Below are 23,084 nucleotides of genomic sequence, written 5' to 3'. Positions count from 1 at the left end.
TTTTGTGATGAGACGACAATCGCCCTCTCATCACAGGGGAAACCTAGCCGCAGAGATCGGCTTCGGTGAGTGACGCCAGCGTCGTCAGCTTAACGTCTGCCAGCACAAAACGCGGGTCGTGACGGTTTTCCTCCGCCGGAACGACGATCGAACGCATGCGGGCGGCCTTACTGGCTATCATGCCGTTAACGGAATCTTCCAGCGCAACGCAGGCCATTGGGTCAACCCCCAGACTGGCTGCGCAGTTGAGATAAACCTGAGGATGGGGTTTGCTGTACGGCAGCGATTCGGCAGAGGCCAGAGCGTCAAACTGCTCGCGCAGCTCAAACATGGTGAGGACCTTTTCCAGCATCCGCAGCGGCGAGGCCGAGGCCAGACCGACCTTCAACCCTTGCGCTTTGCACAACGCAACGGCTTCTCTTACGCCGGGTAGCAGAGGGCGGGAGGCTTCAACCAGCTGAATCGCGCGGCTGATGATGCGCGCGGTTACCTCTGCACGGTCCGGACCTTCCCAGGGCTGCTGGGCGAACCACAAATCCACCACTAAATCGATGCGCAGCCCCAGCATATCGGGCAGTTCATCGCGGCGGCTGATATCTACTCCGAGGCTTTCTATTACCTCCAGCTCCGCCTGATCCCATAGCGGCTCAGAATCAATCAGTAATCCATCCATATCGAAAATAGCGGCATGAATTTGTCGCCTGGCTGACATAAGTCCTTCTCCTGTAGCGTAAGTAGATAACGAATTTGTCCTCATGGTATATCATACCGCGCATTATTGGGCGAAATTCGCCGGTGAGGGTAGACTTAGACAGTGATTAAGGCGTCTTAAACAAGGGGAATCCATGACGTATCAACAAGCTGGACGCATTGCAGTGCTTAAACGTATTTTAGGGTGGGTCATTTTTATACCTGCGGTGCTTTCAACGCTGATTTCCGTACTGAAATTCATGTACGAACACAGTGAAAAAAAACCGGGCATTGATGCAGTTCTGATGGATTTTGCGCATGTCATGATTGAAATGATGCGTTTTAATACGCCGTTCCTGAACTTTTTCTGGTACAACTCGCCGCTGCCAGACTTTAAACACAGCCTGAATATTGGTTTCTGGATTATCTATGTCCTGGTGTTTGTCGGCATGGCGCTGCAGGCGTCAGGCGCGCGCATGAGTCGCCAGGCGAAATTCCTGCGCGAAGGCGTGGAGGATCAGCTGATTCTGGAGCTGGCCAAAGGGCCGGAAGGGCTAACGCGCGAGCAAATTGCTGAACGCATCGTGGTGCCTCGTCATACCATTCTGGTGCAGTATTTCCCGCTGTACATCCTGCCGGTTGTCATGATTGTTCTCGGCTATATCTTCTTCTCGCTGCTCGGTTTCCTGTAGAAAAGTGGCCCGGCACGCCGGGCACTTTTTTACTCGCCAGGTATTGCGCGAGGCTTACCTTGATTGTCGACTGCAACGTAGATAAACAGCGCTTCTGTGGCTTTATAACGTTGGCCAATCGGCTCAGACGACACCTTCTTCACCCAGACTTCGATATTAATGGTGATGGACGTATTGCCGCGTTTCACGCAGCGTGCGTAGCAGCACACCACGTCACCCACGGCCACCGGCCGTAAAAAGGTCATTCCGTCAACGCGCACGGTCACCACGCGACCTTGCGCAATCTCTTTGGCCATAATCGCGCCGCCGATATCCATCTGCGACATCAACCAGCCGCCAAAAATATCGCCATTGGCGTTCGTATCCGCCGGCATTGCCAGGGTGCGTAAAACCATTTCGCCCTTCGGGGTGAGATCTGTTGTTGTCATTCTGTACTCTGTGCTGGTCAAAGAAGATCAGCGCGATGCTACTATGAAAATGGCAGGGAGAAAACAGGGGAATACGCCCGCGGCTGCGGGCGTGGTCATCAGAAGGAGAGCGTAACGCCAGCGTAATACGCGCGACCGGGTTCGTTATAGGTCGAAGCGCCTGCGTTTTCACGATAAATTTGCTTATCAAACAGGTTGCTGATGCCGGCGTTCAGGCGAAGATCTTTCAACAACTGGTAGTTTGCGCCAACACCGACAACGGAATAGGCTCCAATTTCATTGGTGGCGAGCGCGCCGGTTTCGTTGCGGATTTCCGCATACTGTCGCGGTTTCTGCCGGCCGTACATGGTCCAGTTTACGTTAGCTGAAAGCTTGCTGTTAACCTGCCAGTCCAGCATGGTGTTGATGGTGTACTTCGGGATAACCGACAGGGGATTTCCGGTATCTTTGCTCTCGGATTTGATCATATAGGTCGCATTGGTGCGCCAGTCGAGAGTATCCACTACGAGGGGGATGAGCAGCGTGCCTTCCAGTCCTTCGACAACCGCTTTCCCGCCGTTCTGCCATTGCAGAATATTGTTGCCGCTGGAGGTATAGCCCAGAACGTCGGTACCGGAGACGATTTTGTTTTTATAATCGTTGCGGAACCATGTAATACCCGCGTTATAGCCGCTGAAGTTGAACTCAAGGCCAAGCTCTTTATTGATGCTGATTTCCGGGTCGAGGTCCGGGTTGCCGAGCAGGTAGCAGCTGCCGTTGCTAATGGTATTCGGGCAGCCGTTGCCGCGGGTAGACAGCAGATAGCCTTCGCTGGACTGATACAGGTTAGGGGCTTTGAAGACCCGCGCAATACCGGCTTTGACTTTGAACATCTCGCCAAGCTCCTGCGCCAGGTTCAGGCTTGGGCTCCAGTTACTGCCAAACTCGTTGTGGTAGTCAAAACGCAGGCCGGGGATGATATGGGTGCCCGGCGTGGCTTCAATATTATCTTCCAGATAGAGGCCGGTGAGGGTGGCGCTGTTCGTGGTGCTGCGCTGAGAGGCATCGCCTGACGTTCCGGGAATAGTCTCGCCGCTGACGTTGGTTGCCTGCATGGAAGCCGGATCGTTCAGTTCATCGTGGTTCCATTCCATACCAAGGGTCAGGGTCTGATCGACCAGCCAGTTGAACGGGAGATTCAGCTCGCCGGTTGAACGCCAGGATTCGAGGCGGCTGGTGGCGTACTCATCGCTGTTGATCATCCCTTCTACGCGCCCGGTGGAACCTTCCTGCAGGCGGGTGTTATTGGTTTTCTCGTAATAGACGCCGGCTTTGGACTGGCCCCAGTCCCAGATGCCGTTGTAGGTCAGCCCCCAGGACTGGCGATACAGGCGGTTTGTTTCATGGCCATACAGCTCGCTGACCAGACCGTCAGGGCTGAGGTTGCCATTGCTGTATTGAGTATCGCCGGCGTAAATATTGCCCTGGCGACTGTAGGCGTAGCTAAAATCAATAATCTGCTGCGGCGTCACCTTCCACGACAGCAGGGCGTTAATGTCCTTATTACGCACGCCTTCACGCCCCGCGGCGTACGAGCCATTTTGCGCATGGTTGATATCCCAGGCGTCAGCATCGGTTTTATTGATGTTTCCGTACAGGCGCATGGTCAGTGCATCGCCGGCCAGCGGTCCGTTAAGGCTAAAGTTAGCGCGGTTGGTGGCGCCTTCTTTGTTGTTTTCCGGCTGGTTGGTGTAAAACGACAGTGAGCCATGCCAGTCATTGGTGGGGCGTTTGGTGATGATATTGACCACGCCGCCGGCCGCACCGGAGCCGTAGCGCGCCGCCGCCGGGCCGCGCAGAACTTCAATACGTTCGACCATTTCCGGCGGGACCCAGTTGCTGTCTCCGCGGGTGTCGCGTTCGCCGCGCCAGCTATAGCGCACCGAGTTGCGGGAGGTTACCGGAACGCCATCGATCAGGATTAGGGTGTTCTCCGGCCCCATCCCGCGAATATCGATCTGCCGGTTGTTGCCGCGGCTGCCGCTTGCGCTGTTGCCGGTTAAGTTGACGCCGGGCATTTTACGAATGATTTCCGACAGATCGTTAACCGGCGGATCTCGGGCAATATCTTCAGCGGTGATGATGGATACCCCCGGCTGCTGCTTAAGTACTTCTTCAGCCGTGCTGTGTACCACCATGGTTTCGGTATCTCGCTCCATTTCCTCAGCACAGGCATCGGGCGTCAGAAAGCCAGCAAATGCCAGAGCGAGCGGCGTAATGGCATAATAGTTCTGCGGTCTCATTGTAAATATCCATATCAAATCGTTAAAAATTGAGACTGCGAATATCAATGATAATCATTATCATTACAACGCGTATGAATGAATCTCCATGAAATCCTCACAATTGGCGCAATTTTTCCGGGTTATAGCAGAAAGCGTGAATAAACAGGCAGGGTTGACGGGGCAACAAGGCACGAATGTCTGCGCCGCGCGGTAAGCGGCGCAGGATGAGCGGTTATCCCGCGCGATGTTTTTCTTCTTTTGTTACTGGCGCGGTGGGTTCCTGACGCCGATTCCAGGCCGGAAGTTCAGCCAGCCGAATACCGGTCGGGACGTCACGGTGTTTCAGGCCGGCAATGCGCTGAGCCCGATAGATTCCCGTATAGCCAGACACCAGATATGCCACCACGCAGGCCAGCGCGGCATATGCCCCGATCCCGGCACCAAACAACTCGATGGCCATCAGCATAGAGGCCACGGGAGTATTGGCCGCTCCGGCAAAGAGAGCAACAAAGCCGATACCCGCGAGGAATCCTACCGGCAGGTGCATCAGCGGTGCTAGCGTATTGCCGAGCGTTGCGCCGATGTAGAACAGCGGCGTCACTTCTCCGCCTTTAAAACCACTACCCAGTGAGAGGACGGTAAAGGCCAGCTTGCCAAAAAAATCCCACGGCGCCAGCGGATGCTGAAACGCATCGCTGATAACCGGGATCCCCAGCCCGATATAGCGTTCGCCATGCAGGAAAAAGACGGCTGTCGCCACGACCAGTCCGCCAATAAACGGCCTGAGAGGGGCGTAGCGCAGCCATTTTTTCATAAAACCGCTCAGCAGATGAGTCATATCGGCGAAGACGCGGGCGGCCAGGCCAAAACAGCATCCGGCGAGGATCACGGCAAACAGTGTCCAGGCTGAAAGGGGGGGAATGGACGCGACCAGGTAGTGGGTATGCTGTACGCCCCACATCAGTCCGACCTGGTCTGCCACAATGGCGGCAAACAGGCAGGGCAGAATGCCGTGGTAGTCCATCCGCCCGATGGCCAGCACTTCCAGAGCGAACAATGCCCCGGCGAGGGGGGTGCCAAACACGGAGGAAAAACCCGCGCTGATCCCGGTCATCAACACGATACGCCGTCCGCTATCGTTAAGACGCAGAATGGTGGTGAATTGATCGGCGATCGAAGCGCCCATCTGTACCGCCGTTCCTTCCCGGCCAACCGATGCGCCAAAAAGATGAGAGATGACCGTACTGATAAAGACCAGCGGCGCCATCCGCAGCGGGATCACCCGCGCGGGGCGGTGGATCTCTTCCAGAATCAGGTTGTTACCGGCCTCGACGGCGGCGCCGTAGTGGAGGTAAACCCAGCCGACGGTAAAACCAGCGACGGGCAACAGCCAGATCATCCAGGGATGGCTTTCCCGGGTGGCGGTGGCCCACTCAAGGGAGAAAAGGAAAGCGGCGGATGCGCTCCCTGCCAGAACGGCAATAATAAAGGCGATAAAAAGCCACTGTCCGAGGAACAAGAGCGTCGCGGGGTGAGAAGGACGAAGTGATCGCATGAACGAATCCTTAGAGGGTTGACCATCCCGGACGCGTTGTATGCACGGCAGATACGCCTGCTCATTCCCGGTCCGGGAATAAAAAGCAGGCATCATTAGCCACATGGCGGTTCAAGGGGGAATGCCATCCCCTGTGGCGCTTATATTACAAGGTGAAACGCGTCAGCTGAAGTTTTTTCTGCGGTCGGGAAACGGCAACGTGGCGCGCAGGTTGCGAAAAAAGGCGCGAAAACGGCAAATAACAATCGAGAGGAAAATTGCGGAAGAGTCGCAAGGGAAGAAAAGGGAAAAGAGAGCCGGGCAGGCGGCTCTCCCACAAATTAGTGGTTATCGTCCTGCGGCATATGACGGTAGATATACACGCCGCTTAACAGCGTGAAGACCAGCGTCAGCGCAGTCAGACCAAAGACCTTGAAGTTGACCCAGATATTCTGCGGCAACCAGAATGCGATGTAGATATTGGCCAGGCCGCAGAGAATGAAAAACAGCGCCCAGGCGAGGTTCAGGCGCGACCAGACCTGTTGTGGCAGAGTCAGCTCTTTACCAAGCATGCGTTGAATTAATGGCTTTTTCATCACCCATTGGCTGAACAGCAAGGCGCCGGCAAACAGTGCGTAGATGACGGTGACCTTCCATTTTATAAACTCATCATTGTGGAAGAAAATGGTCAGGCCGCCAAATACGGCAACCAGCACAAAAGTAATCAGCGCCATTTTTTCGACTTTGCGATAGCGCACCCAAGTATAGATCAGCACGATGGCGGTGGCGATAATCAGCGCGGTGGTGGCGGCGTAGATATCATAGAGCTTGTAGAATGCGAAGAAGACTACCAGCGGTAAAAAATCCAGAAACTGCTTCATACATCGGACCCGTCGTTCAGATAGGGCCGGAACATTTCCGGCCAAGGTTAATTTAGTTGCGGATAAGCATATACAAGCGGAACAAATAGATCAGCAACAGCGCGGAAATCAGGTTGCTTATCGTATTGATAACCACTGCACCGACGTTCGGCGTCAGTACCGCGAAGCTGGATGCAAAGAGCAGTAGTAGCGTTTTCGCCAGCAGCCAACCAATAACCGCCGGGGCGACCAGACGCATATTAGCCCACACCAGGCGCATACTGCTGCGCATGGCGCTGAAAATCCCCATCTTATCCTGCACCAGCATAATCGGCGCGAAGGACAGCACGATCGCCAGCAACACGCCCGGAACCAGAACCAGCATCATGCCCATCTGCACCACAAATGTGGTGAACAGGATCAGCAGCAGTAGCTTAGGCAGCACGGGTGCCGAGGCGCCAATAGCGCGCAGTGCGCTGACTCGCTGCCCGGCGGAGACCAGCTGAATCATCAGCAGCACGCCACCGGCGAGAATGGCGTTACCTACCAATCCGGAGAAGGTGGATGCAGCCGACGCACGCAGCAGGATCTGCTGTTGTTCGGGGGTCATATTCTGTACCAGTTCGAACAACCCGGCGCTGCCCGCCAGATTATCGCCTTCGCTCAGAATTGAGAGCTGCTCTTCACTGGGTGAAAAAGCGTGGCCAAGGACTACCGTAATCAACGCACATAGCAACGCGATCAGCAAAATGGTGACGAACTGATTGCGGAAAAAATTTCCCGTGTCACGGTAGACGGTCTTCGCCGTGATAGACATGCACTCTCCTTGAGTATTGCAGGTGTTAACTAGCCGGCGATTGTACCGCAAATCCCCTCTGCGTAGCAGCCTCTGCTCTCATCAGGCTAAGTATATCTTTGTAAAGAGGGACCCGCGCGAAAGTGGTGACAGATTGCGCGTTTTGACGATCCCGGAAGGGGTTAACCCCGCGGACAACGCCAGGATGTTTCCCTGTGGCCATGAAAATTGATTTATCCAGGTGTGCTTCTATTACAGTGATTTACAAAAAATTAATCTGGATCAATAAATGTTACATCTCATGACTTAGTGTGATCCAGGTTGGATCAAAGGTAACTCATTATGGGTATATTCACCGCGCGAATAACCATAATGAGGAAGTGGATATGAAAAAGTTAGCAGCGGTTGGCATTATTTTGAGTACCCTTTCCGGCAGCGTCTGGGCGCATGAAGCCGGAGAGTTCTTTATACGTGCCGGTTCTGCTACCGTTCGGCCGACGGAAGGTTCTGATAACGTGTTAGGTAGCCTCGGCGGGTTTAACGTCAGCAATAACACCCAGCTGGGTCTGACCTTCACCTATATGGCGACGGAAAATATCGGCGTTGAACTGCTGGCGGCCACGCCTTTTCGCCATAAAGTGGGTACCGGCCCGACCGGAACCATCGCTACCGTCCATCAACTGCCGCCAACGCTGATGGCGCAATGGTACTTTGGCGATGCGCAGAGCAAAGTGCGCCCTTATGTAGGGGCAGGTATTAACTACACCACCTTCTTTAATGCTGACTTTAATGACACCGGTAAGAATGCAGGATTGAGCGATCTGAGTCTTAAGGACTCGTGGGGTGCGGCAGGCCAGGTGGGGCTGGATTACCTGATTAACCGCGACTGGTTGCTGAACATGTCCGTGTGGTACATGGATATCGACACCGACGTGAAATTCAAAGCCGGCGGCGTGGACCAGAAAGTCAGTACCCGTATCGACCCGTGGGTGTTTATGTTCTCTGCCGGCTACCGGTTCTGAGTCCTCTGTAAAACTGGTCATTATATGGCCAGTTTTTCCCTTGTTGACCAGTCATAACCCACCTGATCCCTTGCATTGCTAAACGCCACGGTAAGAATCCCTGGCTTCACTTGACCGCCTCTGCAGGATTGAAATCTACCGGAACCTCTCCGAGTTACTGAGCTTCCTTGAAAATGCCGATGACAACTTTTCTGAATATTTTACTCATTCTGTTATGTCCCTTTACCCAGAATAGAGAAAATATTTTTTACGCTAATTTGGTCCAATGGATGCATCCCTGAGTGTTCTTAAAAGACTTTAAGAGGGGAGGCTTTTGCTTCAATGTAATCAGTTTAATTTCCCCTCGTGGATATCGTTTTGTCGCTATCTCTTTTGCTATTAACTGACCGAGACGGAATTATCCTGGCTCGTTAATTCAGATAATTGAAGGTAGAAACAAGGCGGGTGCCTGAGACTTTCTGGTTCAGGCGTGAAACCGGCATCACTAAGGTCCCGTTAGTTAATCCCTTAACCAACGAGGCCCGTTCATGTATCTGACAGATCTGATTGTAGTCTTTTCAGAACAGCAACGACGTAGTGCAAACACGACTAGAATTTTTTATTTTTTAACTTTAGTAAATAGTCATAGACTATTTTTCGATTTTCTTTTCCTGAATAATAAAACTCTTTCAAGGGGCAAAGAATAGATACCTTATCTGCATCTTCCTCATTGAAAGGGTTTAAGGAGTCGGCGCTATAGTTCTCACCGCTTAAAGCTTTCATGCTAAATTTTTTTCCTGCATGTGGAGCATCTTTGGAGATATTTATTCCTATAAGGGTGAAGCCATTTACTGTTGAATAGGCTATGTACCACACCTTATTGGTATAAAGGAAGGATTGTTTTATTTTAAAGATATCATCAATGTCTAATTTTTTTGCAGTGTGTATTTTTTTTAAAGCCCTTGCTATGCACATTTTGACTATGTAAAAATCAATCAAGAGATTTAAAAGGATCACGCTGAAGAATAATATTATAAGTATTGATGATATAAAAAGGAATGCGTCACCAATATTGTCTGAGAAGGTTACATATACAATAGAACAGCTTAATACTATCCAGAATAAAAATATTAAAAATGCTTTCTTTTATATTTTGTGATTTAATAATTTTTATTACCACATAAATCAGAAAGATTAATATTATTGCGCCAAAAAAAAGCAATGAAAAATCTGGCATGTTGTTCCCTTACAGTTAGATTTATTCGTTGGTTAACATCATACAGTTGAAAATGGACTATTGTAAACTCAGGCGGATTTATTCTTATCACTAACCGAAGCCGGATGCTGCTGGTCGAAGCCTGAACAATAGTTGCTTGCTGAATGTGGATTTTTAGCACCCAATGGAAAAAAGATGACAACGAACATAATTAACCTTCCGCATCTTGCGGAGAGGGTCTTTGGCGTGTCGCGTGTCACGTCAAACGACACCGAGTTTGGCCACTACCGGTAAATAGCGCGTACAGCTGAACAGTGCGGGATGAACATCTGTTACCAGGACGAATTGACCGTATGGTGGATATCAGACAAATTTGAACAAATGTCGGCATTAATATTATTAATAGGGTAAGCGATAGTCTTTTCATAACTCTATGCGGCATTCCGAATTTACCACCGATGCAATAGAGCATTTTAATTCAAGGTTTACCTGAAACACATATAGTTATTCAACACCACTTGATGTTCCTCCGGGTCTTCCCTGTGAGCTGTGCGCGCGTATGGTCTGCCGTCCGAAGCGCGCAATATTGATAATAATCAATTATTTTGTCAGAATGGCGGCTGTGTATTCAAAAAAATTGATTTTATAACGGACGATATGACACAGGGATTCTAAGGGCGAAATGAGATATATCTTTGCATTATTGTTGAGCGCTACGGTATCAGGTTGTACGGCAGGTGACTGGGTTGATGCCGCAGGCGGCCTGATGCAAGCGACAGATAAATACGAGAAAGACGCCAGATCCGAGCGGATTAAAGCGGCGAACAAAGCCGCCGGGTATTAGCCCGTAACGGCCATCACCGTTCAGCTCACGCCTCTTCATTCTGTTCAACCAGAAGAAGAGGCACAGGGTTAACTTAGCAGAACGATCCCGCTGTGGATAGCCAGATACATCCCCATCGCAGCAATCAGCAGACTTGAAAAATAAGGTGCTCTGCGGGCAAGCGTATGAAAACCGCTCCAGCGCCTGGCAACCTCGCGCACACCGATTGCGGCACCGACGCCAACCGTCACCAGCGTCAGAGCGAGCCCAATGCTAAAACACACTACCAACGTGGCGCCAAGTGCCAGCGCTTTGAGCTGGATGCAAATTAGCATCACCGTAATGGCCGCCGGGCAGGGGATTAACCCTCCCGTCAGGCCAAAGAGTAAAATCTGCCCGTTGGTCACCTCTTTGTTGGTGAATCGGTTTTTGATGTCCTGAGCGTGAGCCAGTTCATGGGCGTCCCGGTATTCTGCGGAATTCACATCCAGCCCTTCAAGCTCGGTATGATCGTGCGTATGTTCATGTTCACAAAATTCCAAATCGTAATCATGGACATGCCCGCGGTGTCCCAGTGACAGTCGTACGCGAAAATTATGCGGTTCCGGAATGGGCGATCGTGACTGCAGGTCGCTACCGCGATCGACAAAATCAAATGCTTGTGCACCCGCAGCCGTATCTCGCAGGGTCACTAATGAAAGACTCCCTGCATCCCATTTTCTGCCGCTGAGCGTGCGTATGCGCCAGTGCGGCGGCTGGCCTTCTTCAAAAATGGATAATTCCACGGTGCCGTGACCGGTATCGATCACCCTCGATTCATCATGATGATGCTTGTCGTTTTCCGGCATGGCGGCTAACCAGTTTCTTTCCCCTTTCCAGGTTCGCCAGAACATCCAGACAGCGGTGCCCAGAATGATGACGGCGGAAACCAGCTGTAGCCACGGCTCAGCCGATTCTGCGGTAAACCGGTTACTGATATACATTCCACCAAAAGCTATCAGCCAGACGATTGCCGTATGCGAGAGGGTGGCCGCCAGACCCAGCATGGCCGCCTGTCTGGCGGTGCCTTTAACAGCGATGATGAAGGCTGCCATCATCGTTTTTGAATGGCCAGGCTCCAGGCCATGAAGTGCACCAAGAAGCACCGCGCCTGGAATGAAGAACCAGGCATTTCCCTGTTGGAGCAGCGTTGTAAAGTCAGTCATGAGTCGTATTCTGGATCGCGATGGGTGTCAGAATTCTACTCCCCCCCAGTACCGAATACTACCCCCCAGTAAAATCGTAATGATATAATGAGGCACGATTTTTTCATGAGAGGTTGCAGCATGTCGCATACTATCCGCGATCAAAAAAAGCTTAAAGCCCGCACCAACAAGATTCAGGGGCAGGTTATTGCGCTGAAAAAAATGCTTGATGAACCACATGAATGTGCCGCCGTACTTCAGCAGATTGCCGCGATACGCGGGGCGGTTAATGGCTTGATGCGTGAGGTTATCAAAGGCCATCTGGTCGAGCATATCGTGCATGAAGGGGATGAGGCCAAACGCGAAGATGATCTGGACGTCGTACTTAAGGTCCTTGATTCCTATATTAAATAAATCGCCTGGCGTGAGCGGAAAAACAGGTTCTCCGTCTGTTTCACTAATGTAAGGTTCCGGACGGCCGTACAGCACCGTCCCTACGGGGATCACCAGGGTACGGTTTTCCCCTGATAATCCAGGTACTCCAGTCCGGGGCGCTGCTGTTTCTCCAGCAAGACATTGACCAGATGTGGGATGGTCTCTTCGATGGTTAGCGGAGCCGCATCGCCGCCCAGCGTGGTACGAATCCATCCCGGCGCCATCACCACCAGCGGACGCGATGCTGAGCGGGCGGCAAAACTGCGCATAAACATATTCAGTGCTGCCTTGCTGCCTCTGTACAGTTCGCGCTGCCCGCCGATGTTATTCGTCAGGCTACCCTGCCCGGAAGACATCACCCCCAGCAGTCCCTGGGCCACTACATGGTGCTGCAGGCGCTCAATGACCCGCATCGGCGCTAGCGCATTTGTCTGCATCACCTCAATAAACTCTTCCGTTGAAACTTCGCCAATGGTCTGTGTCGGATCGCGATTCGTGGTTCCGGCGTTCACAAACAGCATGTCCAGGCGCTCAGTACTCAGCTTTTGATCCAGTGCGGCAAGTCGATCGTTGTCGCAAATGTCCAGCGTTTCAAGGCGAACTCGACCGGGGTAGGCCTGTGCAAGCTGGTGAAGGGGCGTCGGGTGCTGCATATCGCGCACGGTACCTGTCACATTCCAGTTGTGGCGCAGAAATTCAGCGGCCATCGCGTGACCGAGGCCGCGTGAAGCGCCGACGATCAGCACGGTTTGACGAGCAAGAGTAGTCATGATCAACATTCCTGAGTAAAGAGTGAGGCTATGACTATAGTCATAGGATATCGCAGGCGGAAGGCGCAGCATTTGCAGTAATAAGATGCAGAAGACGCTATGACTGAAGGCAGGAATGCACATGACCGATCCCGATTTTAATTTACTCGTGGCGCTGGATATTTTACTGGCAGAGGAGAGCGTGGTGGGGGCAGCCCGACGAGCAGGGCTCAGCGCCTCGGCGATGAGTCGCACGCTGACCCGGCTGCGCGAGGCCACCGGCGATCCGCTGCTGGTGAGAGCGGGGCGTAAAATGGTGTTAACACCGCATGCGCAAAACTTAAAAGCGCGCACGCCAAACGTGGTGTCCGCAATGCGTTCAGTGCTGAACAACGCCGCTGCGCCACTTGATCTTCCGACGCTGGAGAAAACATTTACCCTGCGCACCAATGAGGGGTTTGTGGAGACTTTCGGTCCGGCATTAATTTGTGCCTGCGCGGCGCAGGCGCCGGGAGTGACGCTCAACTTTGTTGCCAAAAGCGAAAAAGATCCGCAGTTTCTGCGCGATGCAAGCGTGGATCTGGAGATAGGCGTTCTGAAAAATATGGGACCGGAAATTCGTCTGCAGGCGTTATTTCGCGATCGCTTTGTTGGCGTACGGGCTACATCACACCCGCTGGCACAGGGCGGGGCAATCACCCGCGAGCGTTATGCTGCCGGTGAGCATGTGATCGTTTCCCGTCACGGGCTGGTTCGCGGACCCGTGGATGAGGCGCTGGCGGAGTTTGGGCTGAGCCGTAAAATTTTGGCGGTGGTGCCGGGTTTTTCTGCCGCCCTGGCGATTGCCCGACGCTCGCAGCTGATTGCGCTGGTCCCGGCATCCTGTTTGCGACATGGCATGCAGGATGGTGTCGTCGCATTTGAACTTCCGGTTAGCACCCCGGAGATTACCGTCTCTCAGATGTGGCACCCGCGCCAGGAGCAAGCTCCGGGCCACTACTGGTTACGCCAGCAGGTGTTGAGCGTATGTCAGAGGACGGGATGATGGCAAAAAAAAGCCCGCACAAGTGCGGGCGAAAAATACTGGAAGCAATGTGAGCAATGTCGTACCAAATACCTGAGTGTTTTGCTCAACTATTCGGTAATGAGAAAGATAATAGTTCTCATCTAAGATATCAACCCCAACTTTTGTGCGGAAGCGTTTTTTTTAGTTAATCATAAATACGGTTCGTTTCTGGCTGTTGTCACGCGGCCATGCGCTGGCCACGTCGGCTAACGGCAGTGGGGTTGTTGCGATGGTAAAACCACCTGCGACGGCGGCCTGCAGCATCTCTCCGGTGGCCGCCAGAAGCTGCGACATCGGCAGACTGCCAATACCGCTACCCATCAACTGTAACGGCGCGGCGCGGAGGACTGCACCGTTGAGCGAGATGTCGGCGCCAGAAAGCGAACCCACCTGGACATAGCGTACCGGAGCATTGCCAGGACAGTGTTTTGCCAGCGCGGGCAGCAGCAACTCGGCGCTGTGTCCCCATAAATAATCGACGACTACATCGACCTGCTGCGCTGCCTGCTCGCTGAATTGTGCCTGCAGCGTGGGGTCATCTGCCGTTAAGTTGATACAGACATCGGCGCCGAGTGTTGCCAGCATCTGGGCATTCCGACCAGTGGCGATGATTTTCCTGGCGCCCAGGAAGCGGGCAATCTGCACCGCCAGTTGACCGGCGCTGCCGGTTGCGCCATTAATCAGGACGGTCTCTCCGGCGGTCATTCCGGCGCGTTTCACCAGCGCGGCCCAGGCGGACATCCCGGGATTTGCCATCGCAGCGGCAGTGACATCATCCAGGTCATCCGGTAAAGGCAGGCAATGTTCCGCGGCAACCGGCGCCCACTGCGCCATGCTGCCCCACGGTGCAACGGGGAAGGCGAAGTAAACGCGCTGGCCGTCGGCCAGGGTTCCGGCACCATCGATGCCGACCACAAAAGGCAGTTGACCGTCGAAGCTGTAATGTTTGCCGGAGGCGCGACCTTTCACCACATGGCTGATAGCGGCGGCATTAACCTTCACCAGGGCGTGACCCGCATCGGCTTTCGGGTCGGTAAAATCAGCCCATACGGGGCCCTGTTGCAGGTCAAAAATAACGGCTGCTTTCATAATGTTATCTCCGTAAGGTTATTATGTGTAAAATGCACATATCACATTACGGCACTATACCCGGTTAACAAATATATGCAAGATGCACATAATAATTACGACATTACCGATTTTCACGGCGCGCTGCTCGATATCATCAGCGTGATGAACCAACCCGTCCGTGATGAGCAGTTGCTGCAGGCCGCGGATGTTCAGATCGATCAGATCCTGTTTCCGTTGCTGGTGGCCATCGGGCGTTATGGGCCTGTGGGGGTCGTCGAGCTGGCAGATAGTCTGGGGCGCGACTACACCACCGTCAGTCGACAGGTGAAAAAGCTGGAGGCACAGGGGCTGGCATTAAAACAGCCGAACGCTCACGATCGGCGAATCAGCGAGGTCACCTTGAGCGAGCAGGGGAAAACGTTGATTGAGCGCATCGCAGTAGCAAGGACGCGGCTGATGAATCAGGTACTGGCAGCATGGGATGAAGAGGAGGTCCGGGCGCTCTTTCGCCTGACGCGCAAATACGCCGACAGCTTACAGCGAAAGTAACCGTCTGGCAGGGCGCCAGACGGTGAGTTTGGCTATGCTGCTTTGGTAGCCGCCTTCAGGCTTTGCACGAAGGCTTTAAGCTCGGCCAGCATGGTCTGCGGATCGTTGACGTTGCGTTCGATGATTTTGACGATCGCCGAACCGGAAATCGCCCCGGCGGCGCCGGCTTCAAGCGCGGCGGTCACCTGCTCCGGCGCAGAGATCCCAAAACCCTGCAGAGGCGGGGCGGCATTATAGTCGGCCAGCTTTTCCACCAGATGGTTCAGCGGCAGCGCGGCGCGATTTTCCGCCCCGGTAACGCCAGCACGCGACAGCAGATAGGTGTAGCCGCGGCCCCAGGAAGCAATCTGGCGCAGCAGCTCATCATCAGCGTTAGGCGGGCAGATGAAGATTGGCGCGATATTATGGCGCAGTGCCGCCTGACGGAACGGGGCGGACTCTTCAATCGGAACGTCGGCAACCAGCACCGAATCCACGCCCGCGCGTTCGCACTCGGCATAGAATTCGTCGATACCCGGGCTGAATACCAGGTTGGCGTACATCAGCAGGCCAATCGGGATTGTCGGGTGCTTGTGGCGAATCGCCGCCAGCATTTCAAAGCATTGTGCCGGGTTGACGCCGGCGGCAAAGGCGCGCAGGGTTGCGCTCTGAATCGTCGGGCCATCCGCCAGCGGGTCGGAGAAGGGGATCCCCAGTTCCAGCGCATCGGCGCCGGCTTCAATTAGCGTATCGATGATTTTCAGTGACTGCTCAGGGTTCGGATCGCCGAGGGTGACGAAGGGAACAAACGCGCCTTCCCGGCGGGCTTTCAGTTGTGCAAACAGCGTCTCATAACGTTCCATCAGATTTCCCCTCGCGCTTTCAGAATGTCGTGTACGGTGAAGATGTCTTTATCGCCGCGACCGGACAGGTTAACCACCAGCAGCTGCTCTTTTTCCGGGTTTTCGCGCATCATTTTCAGCGCATGAGCCAGAGCGTGAGAGGATTCCAGTGCCGGAATAATCCCTTCATGGCGCGAAAGTTCCTTAAAGGCATCCAGCGCTTCGTTATCGGTAATCGAAACGTAATCGGCGCGCCCGGTACTGTTGAGGAAGGCGTGCTGCGGACCAACGGACGGGAAATCCAGCCCGGCGGAAATTGAGTAGGATTCCTCAATCTGGCCGTCAGCAGTCTGCATCATCGGCGACTTCATCCCGAAATAGATACCGACACGACCGTGTTTCAGCGGCGCACCGTGTTCACCGGTTTCAATCCCATGACCCGCTGGCTCGACGCCGATCAGACCGACGTTGGTTTCATCGATAAAATCAGCAAACATACCGATAGCGTTGGAGCCGCCGCCGACGCAGGCAATAACCGCATCCGGCAAGCGTCCTTCTTTTTCGAGAATTTGTACTTTGGTTTCTTCGCCAATCATGCGCTGGAATTCACGCACGATGGTCGGGAACGGGTGCGGGCCAGCCGCGGTACCGAGCATATAGTGCGCGGTCTCGTAGCTGCCAGACCAGTCGCGCAGCGCTTCATTACAGGCATCTTTCAATGTGGCAGAACCGCTGTGCACTGAAATGACTTCGGCACCCATTAAACGCATGCGGAACACGTTTGGTGACTGACGTTCGACGTCTTTCGCACCCATATAAATGCGGCACTTCAGGCCGAGCAGGGCGCTGGCGAGTGCGGCCGCTACACCGTGCTGGCCGGCGCCGGTTTCAGCGATAATTTCGGTTTTACCCATGCGCTTAGCCAGCAGCGCCTGACCCAGAACCTGGTTGGTTTTGTGCGCACCGCCGTGCAGCAGATCTTCACGCTTCAGGTACAGCGTGGTGCGGGTACCTTCGGTCAGGTTACGGCATTTGGTCAGCGCCGTCGGGCGACCGGCATAGTTCTTCAGCAGGTCGGTAAATTCAGCCTGAAATTCAGGATCTTTCTGCGCGCTGACGAAAGCTTCTTCCAGCTGGCGCAGGGCAGGCATCAGAATCTGCGGGACGTACATACCGCCGAATTCGCCAAAGTAGGGATTAAGTAAAGTGCTCATTATTGCTCCTTAATATGCGCGCAGTGTTTGAAACACCGAAGCCAGTTTGCTGGGATCTTTCATACCCGGCTGTGACTCTACGCCTGAATTGAAATCGAGTCCGGCACAGCCGCTTTTCGCCGCGTCTACACAGTTATCGGCACCGAGACCGCCTGCCAGAATGACATTACGCAGGTCCTGGCCTTGCAGCAGCGTCCAGTCGAAACGCTGGCCGCTACCGCCCTGACCATTGTCGAAAACATACTTATCGACGTGGTTGAGGTCGCGGGCGGGCAGCGCGTCGCTGACGCTGAGGGCCTTCCAGATCTGAACTGATTCAGGGAGGGCCGCACGCAGGGCGTCAATATAGGCCTGATCCTCGCTGCCGTGCAGCTGAATGGCCGCCAGCTGCAGCTGCTCTGCCCGGGCGGCAACCGCATCAACCGGCTCGTCGCGAAAGACGCCCACGTAGCGCAGCGGGGCGGACTGAATAATCTCTTTCGCCTGCGTATCGTTCACGGCGCGCGGTGAGGAAGGGACAAAGATCAGCCCGCCATATATCGCGCCGGATTCGCAGGCAATCTGTGCATCCTGCGCACGAGTCAGGCCGCAGACTTTATTCTCGCCGAGCAGCACGCGCTTTACGGCAGCATCGAGATCGGCGTGTTCCATCAGCGCGGAACCGATCAGGAAACCGTTGGCAAAATGGCTGAGTTCGCGCACTTCGGCGTAGGTATGAATACCGGATTCGCTAATTACCGTGACATCGTGACCCAGGCGCGGCGCCAGCTGGCGCGTGCGGTTCAGGTCAATCGACATATCACGCAGGTCGCGGTTGTTGATCCCGACGACTTTAGCCTTCAGCGCAATGGCGCGTTCCAGCTCCTCTTCGTTGCTGACTTCGGTCAGCACGCCCATGTTCAGGCTGTGGGCCACGGCGGCAAGCTGGCGATACTGTTCATCGTCAAGCACCGAGAGCATCAGCAGGCAGGCATCGGCCTGATAGTAGCGCGCCAGGTAGATCTGATAAGGATCGATGGTGAAATCCTTGCACAGAATCGGCTGCGGCGCGATGGCGCTGACAATCGGCAGAAAGTCGAAGCTGCCCTGGAAATATTTCTCATCACACAGGACGGAGATGGCCGAGGCATAATTTTTATAGACCCCGGCGATGGCTGCCGGGTCAAAATCCTGGCGAATCAGTCCTTTCGACGGCGACGCTTTTTTGCACTCCAGAATGAATGCGGTGCGTGTACCGCCGAGTGCATCATAAAAATTGCGCTGGGTCGGGACGACATCATTCTGAAAACTGGCTAACGGCTGCTGTTGTTTGCGGGCTTCTACCCAAATCGCTTTGTCGGCAACGATTTTTGCTAATACGGTCTGCATTATTTACCCTCTTGCCGCTAATGCGGTCACTCTGTCATAGGCCGCTCCGCTGCGCAGCACGTTGATCACCTGCTGGGCGTTGGCCTGAAGGTCTTCGTGCCCGTACAAACGCATCAGCATGGCCACGTTGGCGGCGACAGCGGCTTCGTGAGCGGCTTCACCTTTACCTTGTAGCAAGCGCGTAAGAATGTCACGGTTTTCTTCCGGCGTGCCGCCTGCCAGCTGTTCCTGATGGTAAGGCGTCAGGCCAAAATCACTGGCCGTCAGCTGGTAGCTTTTGATTTCCCCGTTATGCAGCTCGGCGACGACGGTCGGCGCATGCAGCGACACTTCATCCATTCCGCCGCTGTGAACCACCGCCGCACGCTGGTAGCCCAGCACGCGCAGGGTTTCAGCAATCGGCAGCACCAGCTCCGGGCTGTAGACGCCAATGAGCGCCAGCGGTGGATGCGCCGGGTTAATCAACGGGCCGAGCACGTTGAACAGCGTGCGGGTTTTTAACTGCTGACGGACCGGCATCGCGTGGCGGAAACCAGTGTGATACTTCGGCGCGAACAGGAAGCAGACGCCCAGTTCATCCAGCGCGGCGCGGGATTTATCGGCATTCATATCCAGGTTAATACCGAACGCGGCCAGCAGATCGGAGGAGCCCGACTTGCTCGACACGCTGCGGTTGCCGTGCTTGGCAACTTTCATGCCACAGGCCGCGGCGACAAAGGCGCTGGCGGTGGAAATATTGATGCTGTTGCTGCCGTCGCCGCCGGTACCGACGATGTCGGCAAACAGGTAGTCCGGGCGCGGAAACGGCGCGGCGTTTTCCAGCAGCGCGGTGGCGGCGCCGGCAATCTCTTGCGGCTGTTCGCCTCGCACCTTCATGCTCACCAGCGCGGCAGCCAGCTGCTCGGGTTTCACTTCGCCACGCACCACCGCAGAGAACAGCAGGTGACTTTCTTGTTGGCTCAGGGTTTCCGCCTGGTACAGTTTTTCCAGGATAGGCTGGATAACGTTGGTCTGTTCAAGTTTTTGCAGCGCCCATGCCAGGGTTTGTTCCAGCAGGCGTGCGCCTTGCGTGGTGAGGATCGACTCCGGATGGAACTGGAAGCCGCAGACGCGGTCGGCATCATGACGTACCGCCATGACCATGCCGTTAAAGTTGGCGTTAATCGTCAGCCCGGCCGGGATATTGCTACCGACCAGCGAGTGATAGCGGGCCACAGGCAGCGGGTTGGTCAGCCCGGCAAACATCGCCTGACCGTCATGTTCGATGCTGGAGGCTTTACCGTGCAGGATTTCACCGGCCTGGCCCACGTAGCCGCCGTAGGCTTCAACAATCGCCTGATGCCCGAGGCAGATACCGATGATCGGCAGCTTGCCGCGCATCCGGGTCAGCAGCTCTGGCATGCATCCCGCTTCGCTGGGGGTGCCCGGACCCGGAGAGAGCATCAGCACCGGGTTTTCCATGGTCCCGATGCGTTCAATCAAGGTTTGTGCTGGAACCGAGTTACGGTAAATCACCACGTTATGGCCGTTAGCGCGCAGCTGGTCTGCCAGGTTATAGGTAAAAGAGTCGATATTATCGAGCAGCAGAATGTCGGCCATCAGAAAATCTCCTTAGCGTGGTGGGCCTGAGCGATTGCGCGCAGCACCGCGCGAGCTTTATTGCGGGTTTCATCCGCTTCGGACTGAGGCACTGAATCCAGAACAATACCGGCGCCGGCCTGGACGGTTGCGATGCCATCCTGCACATAGGCAGAGCGGATCACGATGCAGGTATCCAGATCGCCGTGGGCGGTAAAATAACCGACTGCGCCGCCGTAGCTGCCGCGGCGTTTGCCTTCGGCGGCGGCGATAAGCTGCATGGCGCGCACTTTCGGCGCACCGCTCAGGGTGCCCATATTCATACAGGCGCGGTAGGCGTGCAGCACGTCGAGGTCGTTACGCAGTTCGCCAACTACGCGGGAAACCAGGTGCATAACGAATGAGTAGCGGTCAACTTTGGTCAGGTCGGCGACGTAGCGGCTGCCTGGCGTACAGATCCGCGCCAGATCGTTGCGCGCGAGGTCAACCAGCATCAGATGTTCAGAAAGTTCTTTATGGTCGGTCCGCATTTCCAGTTCAATACGGCTGTCGAGGTCGCGGTCCAGCGACCCGTCGGGGCGACGGCCGCGCGGACGGGTACCGGCAATCGGGTAGATCTCAATCTGGCGGCTGACGGCGTCATATTTCAGCGAACTTTCCGGCGACGCGCCAAACAGGGAGAAGTCGTTGTCCTGCATAAAGAACATATACGGGCTTGGGTTGCTCTTTTTCAGGACATCGTAGGCCGCCAGCGCCGACGGGCAGGGCAGAGAAAAGCGCCGAGATGGCACCACCTGGAAAATCTCACCTGCGCGGATAGCGCGCTGCATTTTGCGTACGACCGCGCCGTATTCTTCATCACTCTGATCGCAGTCGCAGGTCATCGTTTCAACGTTGGTCACCGGCAGCGGGGCTGGTGGCTCGTTAAGCTGCTGGCGAAGCTGAGCAATTCGCTGTGTCAGACGCTGTTTTTCATTCTCCAGCGGGGTGAACAGGCTCGACTGAATACGGGTGTTTTTGGTCTGATGGTCGATAACCAGCAGCGTTTCAGCCAGATAGAAGCAGTAGTCCGGGCAGGCGGTGTCGCTTTCCAGCGGCGGCAGGTTTTCGAAACCGGCGACCAGGTCATAGGCGAACAGGCCGCCGAAGAACATGGCTTCGCGCTCGTCCTGCGGTACGGTGACCAGTTCCTGCAACAAACGAAAGGCGTCGAAGACCGATAAAGAGCACAGGCGTGCGTCTTCATCAAGCAACGCGCTGATCGGCGGAAATTTCAGCACCCGGCTATTGGGCTGGCGCTGATTGTCGATGCCTGAAGGCAGCGCGTTATCCAGTAAATCCAGCAGGGCTGCGCCGTTAGCAGAAAGCGCCTGAATAGTGACGGTGTCACCTAAGGCGGTGATGCGCAGCGCGCTATCAACCAGCAGCAGGCTTTTTAAATCATCTTTACTGTCTATATCTGCGGATTCCAGCAGCAGCGTCGCCGGACGGGCACCGCACAGCTGGTGGAATAACGCCGTCGGGTTTTCACGGTAAATGGCGTCGCTGGTGAGAAGCTCGAGTGCCGGTTTTGATGTTTGCATTATTGTTCTCGCCTTTCGGTATAATAATTTGTCCAATAAAAAGCCCGCTCATTGGCGGGCCGGGTATCTGTATGCTGAGTGCAAAACGCGATCACGCCGCCCGATTTCAGGAGGTGCGCCACCAGCCGTGCAGAGTGATAAATTGCGTTTTCATCGTGATACCCCTTCATGTGAACTTGCGTACTAGTTAACTAGTCCAGAGGAATAAAGTCAACCCCTGTTTGCAGATTTTCTCCGTGAGTCGTTATGATAATGCGCTAATTTAAGTCCATGTCCAGCAGGAGTCACCTTGAGCGACACCCAATACGCAGTGATTTACGATCTGCACAGCCATACCACCGCCTCTGACGGGCGGCTGACTCCAGAAGAACTTGTCCATCGCGCTCACCAGATGCGGGTCGGAACGCTGGCGATTACCGATCACGATACCGTTGCGGCGATTCCCGCGGCCCGTGCCGAAATCGCCCGCGCCGGTTTACCGCTCACCCTGGTGACCGGTGTAGAAATTTCAACCTTATGGGAAAACCATGAGATCCATATCGTCGGTCTGAATATTGATATTACGCATCCGGCGATGACCGGCCTTCTGGAAGAACAAAAGGCTCGTCGTCAGCTGCGCGCACAGATGATTGCCGAGCGGCTTGATAAAGCGCGGATTCCTGGCGCCTGGGAAGGGGCGATGAAGCTAGCGGACGGCGGGGCGGTAACCCGCGGACATTTTGCCCGCTTCCTGGTGGAGGCCGGCCATGCCAGCAATATCGCCGACGTTTTTAAAAAATATCTCGCCCGTGGGAAAACCGGATACGTTCCGCCGCAGTGGTGTACAATAAAACAAGCGATTGATGTCATTCATCATTCTGGCGGCAAAGCGGTTATCGCCCATCCCGGGCGCTACGACCTCTCCGCCAAGTGGCTAAAACGGCTGTTGGCCCATTTCAGCGAGCAGGGTGGCGATGCGATGGAGCTGGCGCAGTGTCAGCAGGCGCCTCATGAACGTACGCAACTTGCCACATACGCCGTGCAGTTTGGCCTTCTGGGTTCGCAAGGTTCTGATTTTCATCAGCCTTGCCCATGGATCGAGCTGGGCCGTAAACTCTGGCTACCCGCAGGCGTGGAAGGGATCTGGCACAGCTGGGAAACAGCCGCAGAATAAAATTGAGAG

20 protein-coding genes, 1 riboswitch and 1 other annotated feature are annotated in these 23,084 nt (G+C 54.7%); of the genes, 6 read left to right on the top strand and 14 right to left on the bottom strand.

The annotated features are described in order from the left end of the window. Nucleotides 1-43 precede the first annotated feature (43 nt). Nucleotides 44-712, bottom strand: coding sequence for a hexitol phosphatase HxpB (hxpB, locus tag ACMYSK_RS08385; RefSeq protein WP_434641778.1), 669 nt, complete (start codon nucleotides 710-712; stop codon nucleotides 44-46). A gap of 133 nt (nucleotides 713-845) precedes the next feature. Between hxpB and ACMYSK_RS08380 the strand changes: the two genes are divergently transcribed. Further along, the gene (locus tag ACMYSK_RS08380) at nucleotides 846-1,382 is read left to right on the top strand and encodes a YniB family protein (RefSeq protein WP_434641776.1); all 537 of its coding nucleotides are present in this window, start codon (nucleotides 846-848) and stop codon (nucleotides 1,380-1,382) included. A 29-nt stretch (nucleotides 1,383-1,411) separates the two neighbouring features. Here ACMYSK_RS08380 and yciA read toward each other — a convergent pair whose 3' ends face one another. The 5 genes from yciA to ACMYSK_RS08355 form a co-directional block, all read right to left on the bottom strand. Beyond that, the gene (gene yciA, locus ACMYSK_RS08375; RefSeq protein ID WP_004860955.1) at nucleotides 1,412-1,810 is read right to left on the bottom strand and encodes an acyl-CoA thioester hydrolase YciA; all 399 of its coding nucleotides are present in this window, start codon (nucleotides 1,808-1,810) and stop codon (nucleotides 1,412-1,414) included. A 98-nt stretch (nucleotides 1,811-1,908) separates the two neighbouring features. Beyond that, a complete protein-coding gene (locus ACMYSK_RS08370; RefSeq protein WP_434641775.1) occupies nucleotides 1,909-4,092 on the bottom strand; it encodes a TonB-dependent siderophore receptor in 2,184 nt (727 codons plus the stop codon). Between the two features lie 214 nt (nucleotides 4,093-4,306). Then, nucleotides 4,307-5,629, bottom strand: a complete 1,323-nt coding sequence (locus tag ACMYSK_RS08365) for a voltage-gated chloride channel family protein (RefSeq protein WP_434641773.1) — start codon at nucleotides 5,627-5,629, stop codon at nucleotides 4,307-4,309. Nucleotides 5,630-5,708: 79 nt separating this feature from the next. Next, nucleotides 5,709-5,770: riboswitch (Fluoride riboswitch) on the bottom strand. Nucleotides 5,771-5,949: 179 nt separating this feature from the next. Beyond that, entirely contained in the window at nucleotides 5,950-6,489 is a 540-nt protein-coding gene (locus ACMYSK_RS08360) for a septation protein A (RefSeq protein ID WP_004860967.1), read from the bottom strand. A 52-nt stretch (nucleotides 6,490-6,541) separates the two neighbouring features. Next, nucleotides 6,542-7,285: a YciC family protein gene (locus ACMYSK_RS08355; protein ID WP_434641771.1), complete on the bottom strand. Its 744-nt coding sequence runs from the start codon at nucleotides 7,283-7,285 to the stop codon at nucleotides 6,542-6,544. A gap of 365 nt (nucleotides 7,286-7,650) precedes the next feature. Here ACMYSK_RS08355 and ompW point away from each other — a divergent pair, with 365 nt between their 5' ends. Beyond that, complete coding sequence (gene ompW, locus ACMYSK_RS08350) at nucleotides 7,651-8,286, top strand: outer membrane protein OmpW (RefSeq protein WP_434641769.1); 636 nt, start codon at nucleotides 7,651-7,653, stop codon at nucleotides 8,284-8,286. A gap of 2,107 nt (nucleotides 8,287-10,393) precedes the next feature. On the opposite strand, the gene ACMYSK_RS08345 is transcribed toward ompW, so the two are convergent. Further along, on the bottom strand, nucleotides 10,394-11,509 hold the full coding sequence (locus tag ACMYSK_RS08345) for a nickel/cobalt efflux protein RcnA (RefSeq protein WP_434641767.1): 1,116 nt from the start codon (nucleotides 11,507-11,509) through the stop codon (nucleotides 10,394-10,396). Nucleotides 11,510-11,629: 120 nt separating this feature from the next. Here ACMYSK_RS08345 and rcnR point away from each other — a divergent pair, with 120 nt between their 5' ends. After that, complete coding sequence (rcnR, locus tag ACMYSK_RS08340) at nucleotides 11,630-11,902, top strand: Ni(II)/Co(II)-binding transcriptional repressor RcnR (RefSeq protein ID WP_434641766.1); 273 nt, start codon at nucleotides 11,630-11,632, stop codon at nucleotides 11,900-11,902. A gap of 89 nt (nucleotides 11,903-11,991) precedes the next feature. On the opposite strand, the gene ACMYSK_RS08335 is transcribed toward rcnR, so the two are convergent. Beyond that, nucleotides 11,992-12,693, bottom strand: a complete 702-nt coding sequence (locus ACMYSK_RS08335) for an SDR family NAD(P)-dependent oxidoreductase (RefSeq protein WP_434641765.1) — start codon at nucleotides 12,691-12,693, stop codon at nucleotides 11,992-11,994. A 121-nt stretch (nucleotides 12,694-12,814) separates the two neighbouring features. Here ACMYSK_RS08335 and ACMYSK_RS08330 point away from each other — a divergent pair, with 121 nt between their 5' ends. Further along, nucleotides 12,815-13,717 carry a LysR family transcriptional regulator gene (locus ACMYSK_RS08330; RefSeq protein WP_434641763.1) on the top strand — a complete coding sequence of 301 codons (903 nt, stop codon included), beginning with the start codon at nucleotides 12,815-12,817 and terminating at the stop codon, nucleotides 13,715-13,717. Between the two features lie 162 nt (nucleotides 13,718-13,879). On the opposite strand, the gene ACMYSK_RS08325 is transcribed toward ACMYSK_RS08330, so the two are convergent. Beyond that, on the bottom strand, nucleotides 13,880-14,827 hold the full coding sequence (locus tag ACMYSK_RS08325; RefSeq protein ID WP_434641761.1) for a quinone oxidoreductase family protein: 948 nt from the start codon (nucleotides 14,825-14,827) through the stop codon (nucleotides 13,880-13,882). Between the two features lie 75 nt (nucleotides 14,828-14,902). Here ACMYSK_RS08325 and ACMYSK_RS08320 point away from each other — a divergent pair, with 75 nt between their 5' ends. Further along, nucleotides 14,903-15,358, top strand: a complete 456-nt coding sequence (locus ACMYSK_RS08320) for a MarR family winged helix-turn-helix transcriptional regulator (protein ID WP_434641759.1) — start codon at nucleotides 14,903-14,905, stop codon at nucleotides 15,356-15,358. A gap of 32 nt (nucleotides 15,359-15,390) precedes the next feature. On the opposite strand, the gene trpA is transcribed toward ACMYSK_RS08320, so the two are convergent. From trpA to ACMYSK_RS08295, 5 genes are read right to left on the bottom strand one after another with little or no spacing between them, the layout of a single operon-like run. Beyond that, nucleotides 15,391-16,200, bottom strand: coding sequence for a tryptophan synthase subunit alpha (gene trpA, locus ACMYSK_RS08315; RefSeq protein WP_434641757.1), 810 nt, complete (start codon nucleotides 16,198-16,200; stop codon nucleotides 15,391-15,393). Next, on the bottom strand, nucleotides 16,200-17,393 hold the full coding sequence (trpB, locus tag ACMYSK_RS08310; RefSeq protein ID WP_434641756.1) for a tryptophan synthase subunit beta: 1,194 nt from the start codon (nucleotides 17,391-17,393) through the stop codon (nucleotides 16,200-16,202). Before trpB ends, trpA begins: the two co-directional genes overlap by 1 nt. A gap of 9 nt (nucleotides 17,394-17,402) precedes the next feature. Further along, a complete protein-coding gene (gene trpCF, locus ACMYSK_RS08305) occupies nucleotides 17,403-18,761 on the bottom strand; it encodes a bifunctional indole-3-glycerol-phosphate synthase TrpC/phosphoribosylanthranilate isomerase TrpF (RefSeq protein ID WP_434641754.1) in 1,359 nt (452 codons plus the stop codon). Between the two features lie 3 nt (nucleotides 18,762-18,764). Further along, nucleotides 18,765-20,360 carry a bifunctional anthranilate synthase glutamate amidotransferase component TrpG/anthranilate phosphoribosyltransferase TrpD gene (gene trpD / locus ACMYSK_RS08300; protein ID WP_434641753.1) on the bottom strand — a complete coding sequence of 532 codons (1,596 nt, stop codon included), beginning with the start codon at nucleotides 20,358-20,360 and terminating at the stop codon, nucleotides 18,765-18,767. Continuing rightward, complete coding sequence (locus tag ACMYSK_RS08295; RefSeq protein WP_434641752.1) at nucleotides 20,360-21,922, bottom strand: anthranilate synthase component 1; 1,563 nt, start codon at nucleotides 21,920-21,922, stop codon at nucleotides 20,360-20,362. Before ACMYSK_RS08295 ends, trpD begins: the two co-directional genes overlap by 1 nt. Before the next feature lie 34 nt (nucleotides 21,923-21,956). Then, nucleotides 21,957-22,052, bottom strand: a sequence feature (Trp leader region). Nucleotides 22,053-22,211: 159 nt separating this feature from the next. Between ACMYSK_RS08295 and rnm the strand changes: the two genes are divergently transcribed. Next, the gene (rnm, locus tag ACMYSK_RS08290; RefSeq protein WP_434641749.1) at nucleotides 22,212-23,075 is read left to right on the top strand and encodes an RNase RNM; all 864 of its coding nucleotides are present in this window, start codon (nucleotides 22,212-22,214) and stop codon (nucleotides 23,073-23,075) included. The last annotated feature ends 9 nt before the right edge of the window (nucleotides 23,076-23,084 follow it).

This window comes from Klebsiella sp. I138 (genome assembly GCF_051131765.1).
Taxonomy (GTDB): Bacteria; Pseudomonadota; Gammaproteobacteria; order Enterobacterales; family Enterobacteriaceae; genus Klebsiella.
This window is presented reverse-complemented; position numbering and strand designations above follow the sequence as displayed.

Excerpts from the sequence above, each read along its gene's own strand:
- trpCF (WP_434641754.1), bottom strand. The coding sequence starts at position 18,761 with ATGCAGACCGTATTAGCAAAAATCGTTGCCGACAAAGCGATTTGGGTA.
- yciA (WP_004860955.1), bottom strand. The coding sequence starts at position 1,810 with ATGACAACAACAGATCTCACCCCGAAGGGCGAAATGGTTTTACGCACC.
- ACMYSK_RS08325 (WP_434641761.1), bottom strand. The coding sequence starts at position 14,827 with ATGAAAGCAGCCGTTATTTTTGACCTGCAACAGGGCCCCGTATGGGCT.
- ACMYSK_RS08330 (WP_434641763.1), top strand. The coding sequence starts at position 12,815 with ATGACCGATCCCGATTTTAATTTACTCGTGGCGCTGGATATTTTACTG.
- ACMYSK_RS08345 (WP_434641767.1), bottom strand. The coding sequence starts at position 11,509 with ATGACTGACTTTACAACGCTGCTCCAACAGGGAAATGCCTGGTTCTTC.
- ACMYSK_RS08370 (WP_434641775.1), bottom strand. The coding sequence starts at position 4,092 with ATGAGACCGCAGAACTATTATGCCATTACGCCGCTCGCTCTGGCATTT.
- ACMYSK_RS08355 (WP_434641771.1), bottom strand. The coding sequence starts at position 7,285 with ATGTCTATCACGGCGAAGACCGTCTACCGTGACACGGGAAATTTTTTC.
- ACMYSK_RS08320 (WP_434641759.1), top strand. The coding sequence starts at position 14,903 with ATGCAAGATGCACATAATAATTACGACATTACCGATTTTCACGGCGCG.
- hxpB (WP_434641778.1), bottom strand. The coding sequence starts at position 712 with ATGTCAGCCAGGCGACAAATTCATGCCGCTATTTTCGATATGGATGGA.
- ACMYSK_RS08365 (WP_434641773.1), bottom strand. The coding sequence starts at position 5,629 with ATGCGATCACTTCGTCCTTCTCACCCCGCGACGCTCTTGTTCCTCGGA.
- trpB (WP_434641756.1), bottom strand. The coding sequence starts at position 17,393 with ATGAGCACTTTACTTAATCCCTACTTTGGCGAATTCGGCGGTATGTAC.
- ACMYSK_RS08335 (WP_434641765.1), bottom strand. The coding sequence starts at position 12,693 with ATGACTACTCTTGCTCGTCAAACCGTGCTGATCGTCGGCGCTTCACGC.
- ACMYSK_RS08295 (WP_434641752.1), bottom strand. The coding sequence starts at position 21,922 with ATGCAAACATCAAAACCGGCACTCGAGCTTCTCACCAGCGACGCCATT.
- ompW (WP_434641769.1), top strand. The coding sequence starts at position 7,651 with ATGAAAAAGTTAGCAGCGGTTGGCATTATTTTGAGTACCCTTTCCGGC.
- trpA (WP_434641757.1), bottom strand. The coding sequence starts at position 16,200 with ATGGAACGTTATGAGACGCTGTTTGCACAACTGAAAGCCCGCCGGGAA.
- ACMYSK_RS08380 (WP_434641776.1), top strand. The coding sequence starts at position 846 with ATGACGTATCAACAAGCTGGACGCATTGCAGTGCTTAAACGTATTTTA.
- ACMYSK_RS08360 (WP_004860967.1), bottom strand. The coding sequence starts at position 6,489 with ATGAAGCAGTTTCTGGATTTTTTACCGCTGGTAGTCTTCTTCGCATTC.
- rcnR (WP_434641766.1), top strand. The coding sequence starts at position 11,630 with ATGTCGCATACTATCCGCGATCAAAAAAAGCTTAAAGCCCGCACCAAC.
- trpD (WP_434641753.1), bottom strand. The coding sequence starts at position 20,360 with ATGGCCGACATTCTGCTGCTCGATAATATCGACTCTTTTACCTATAAC.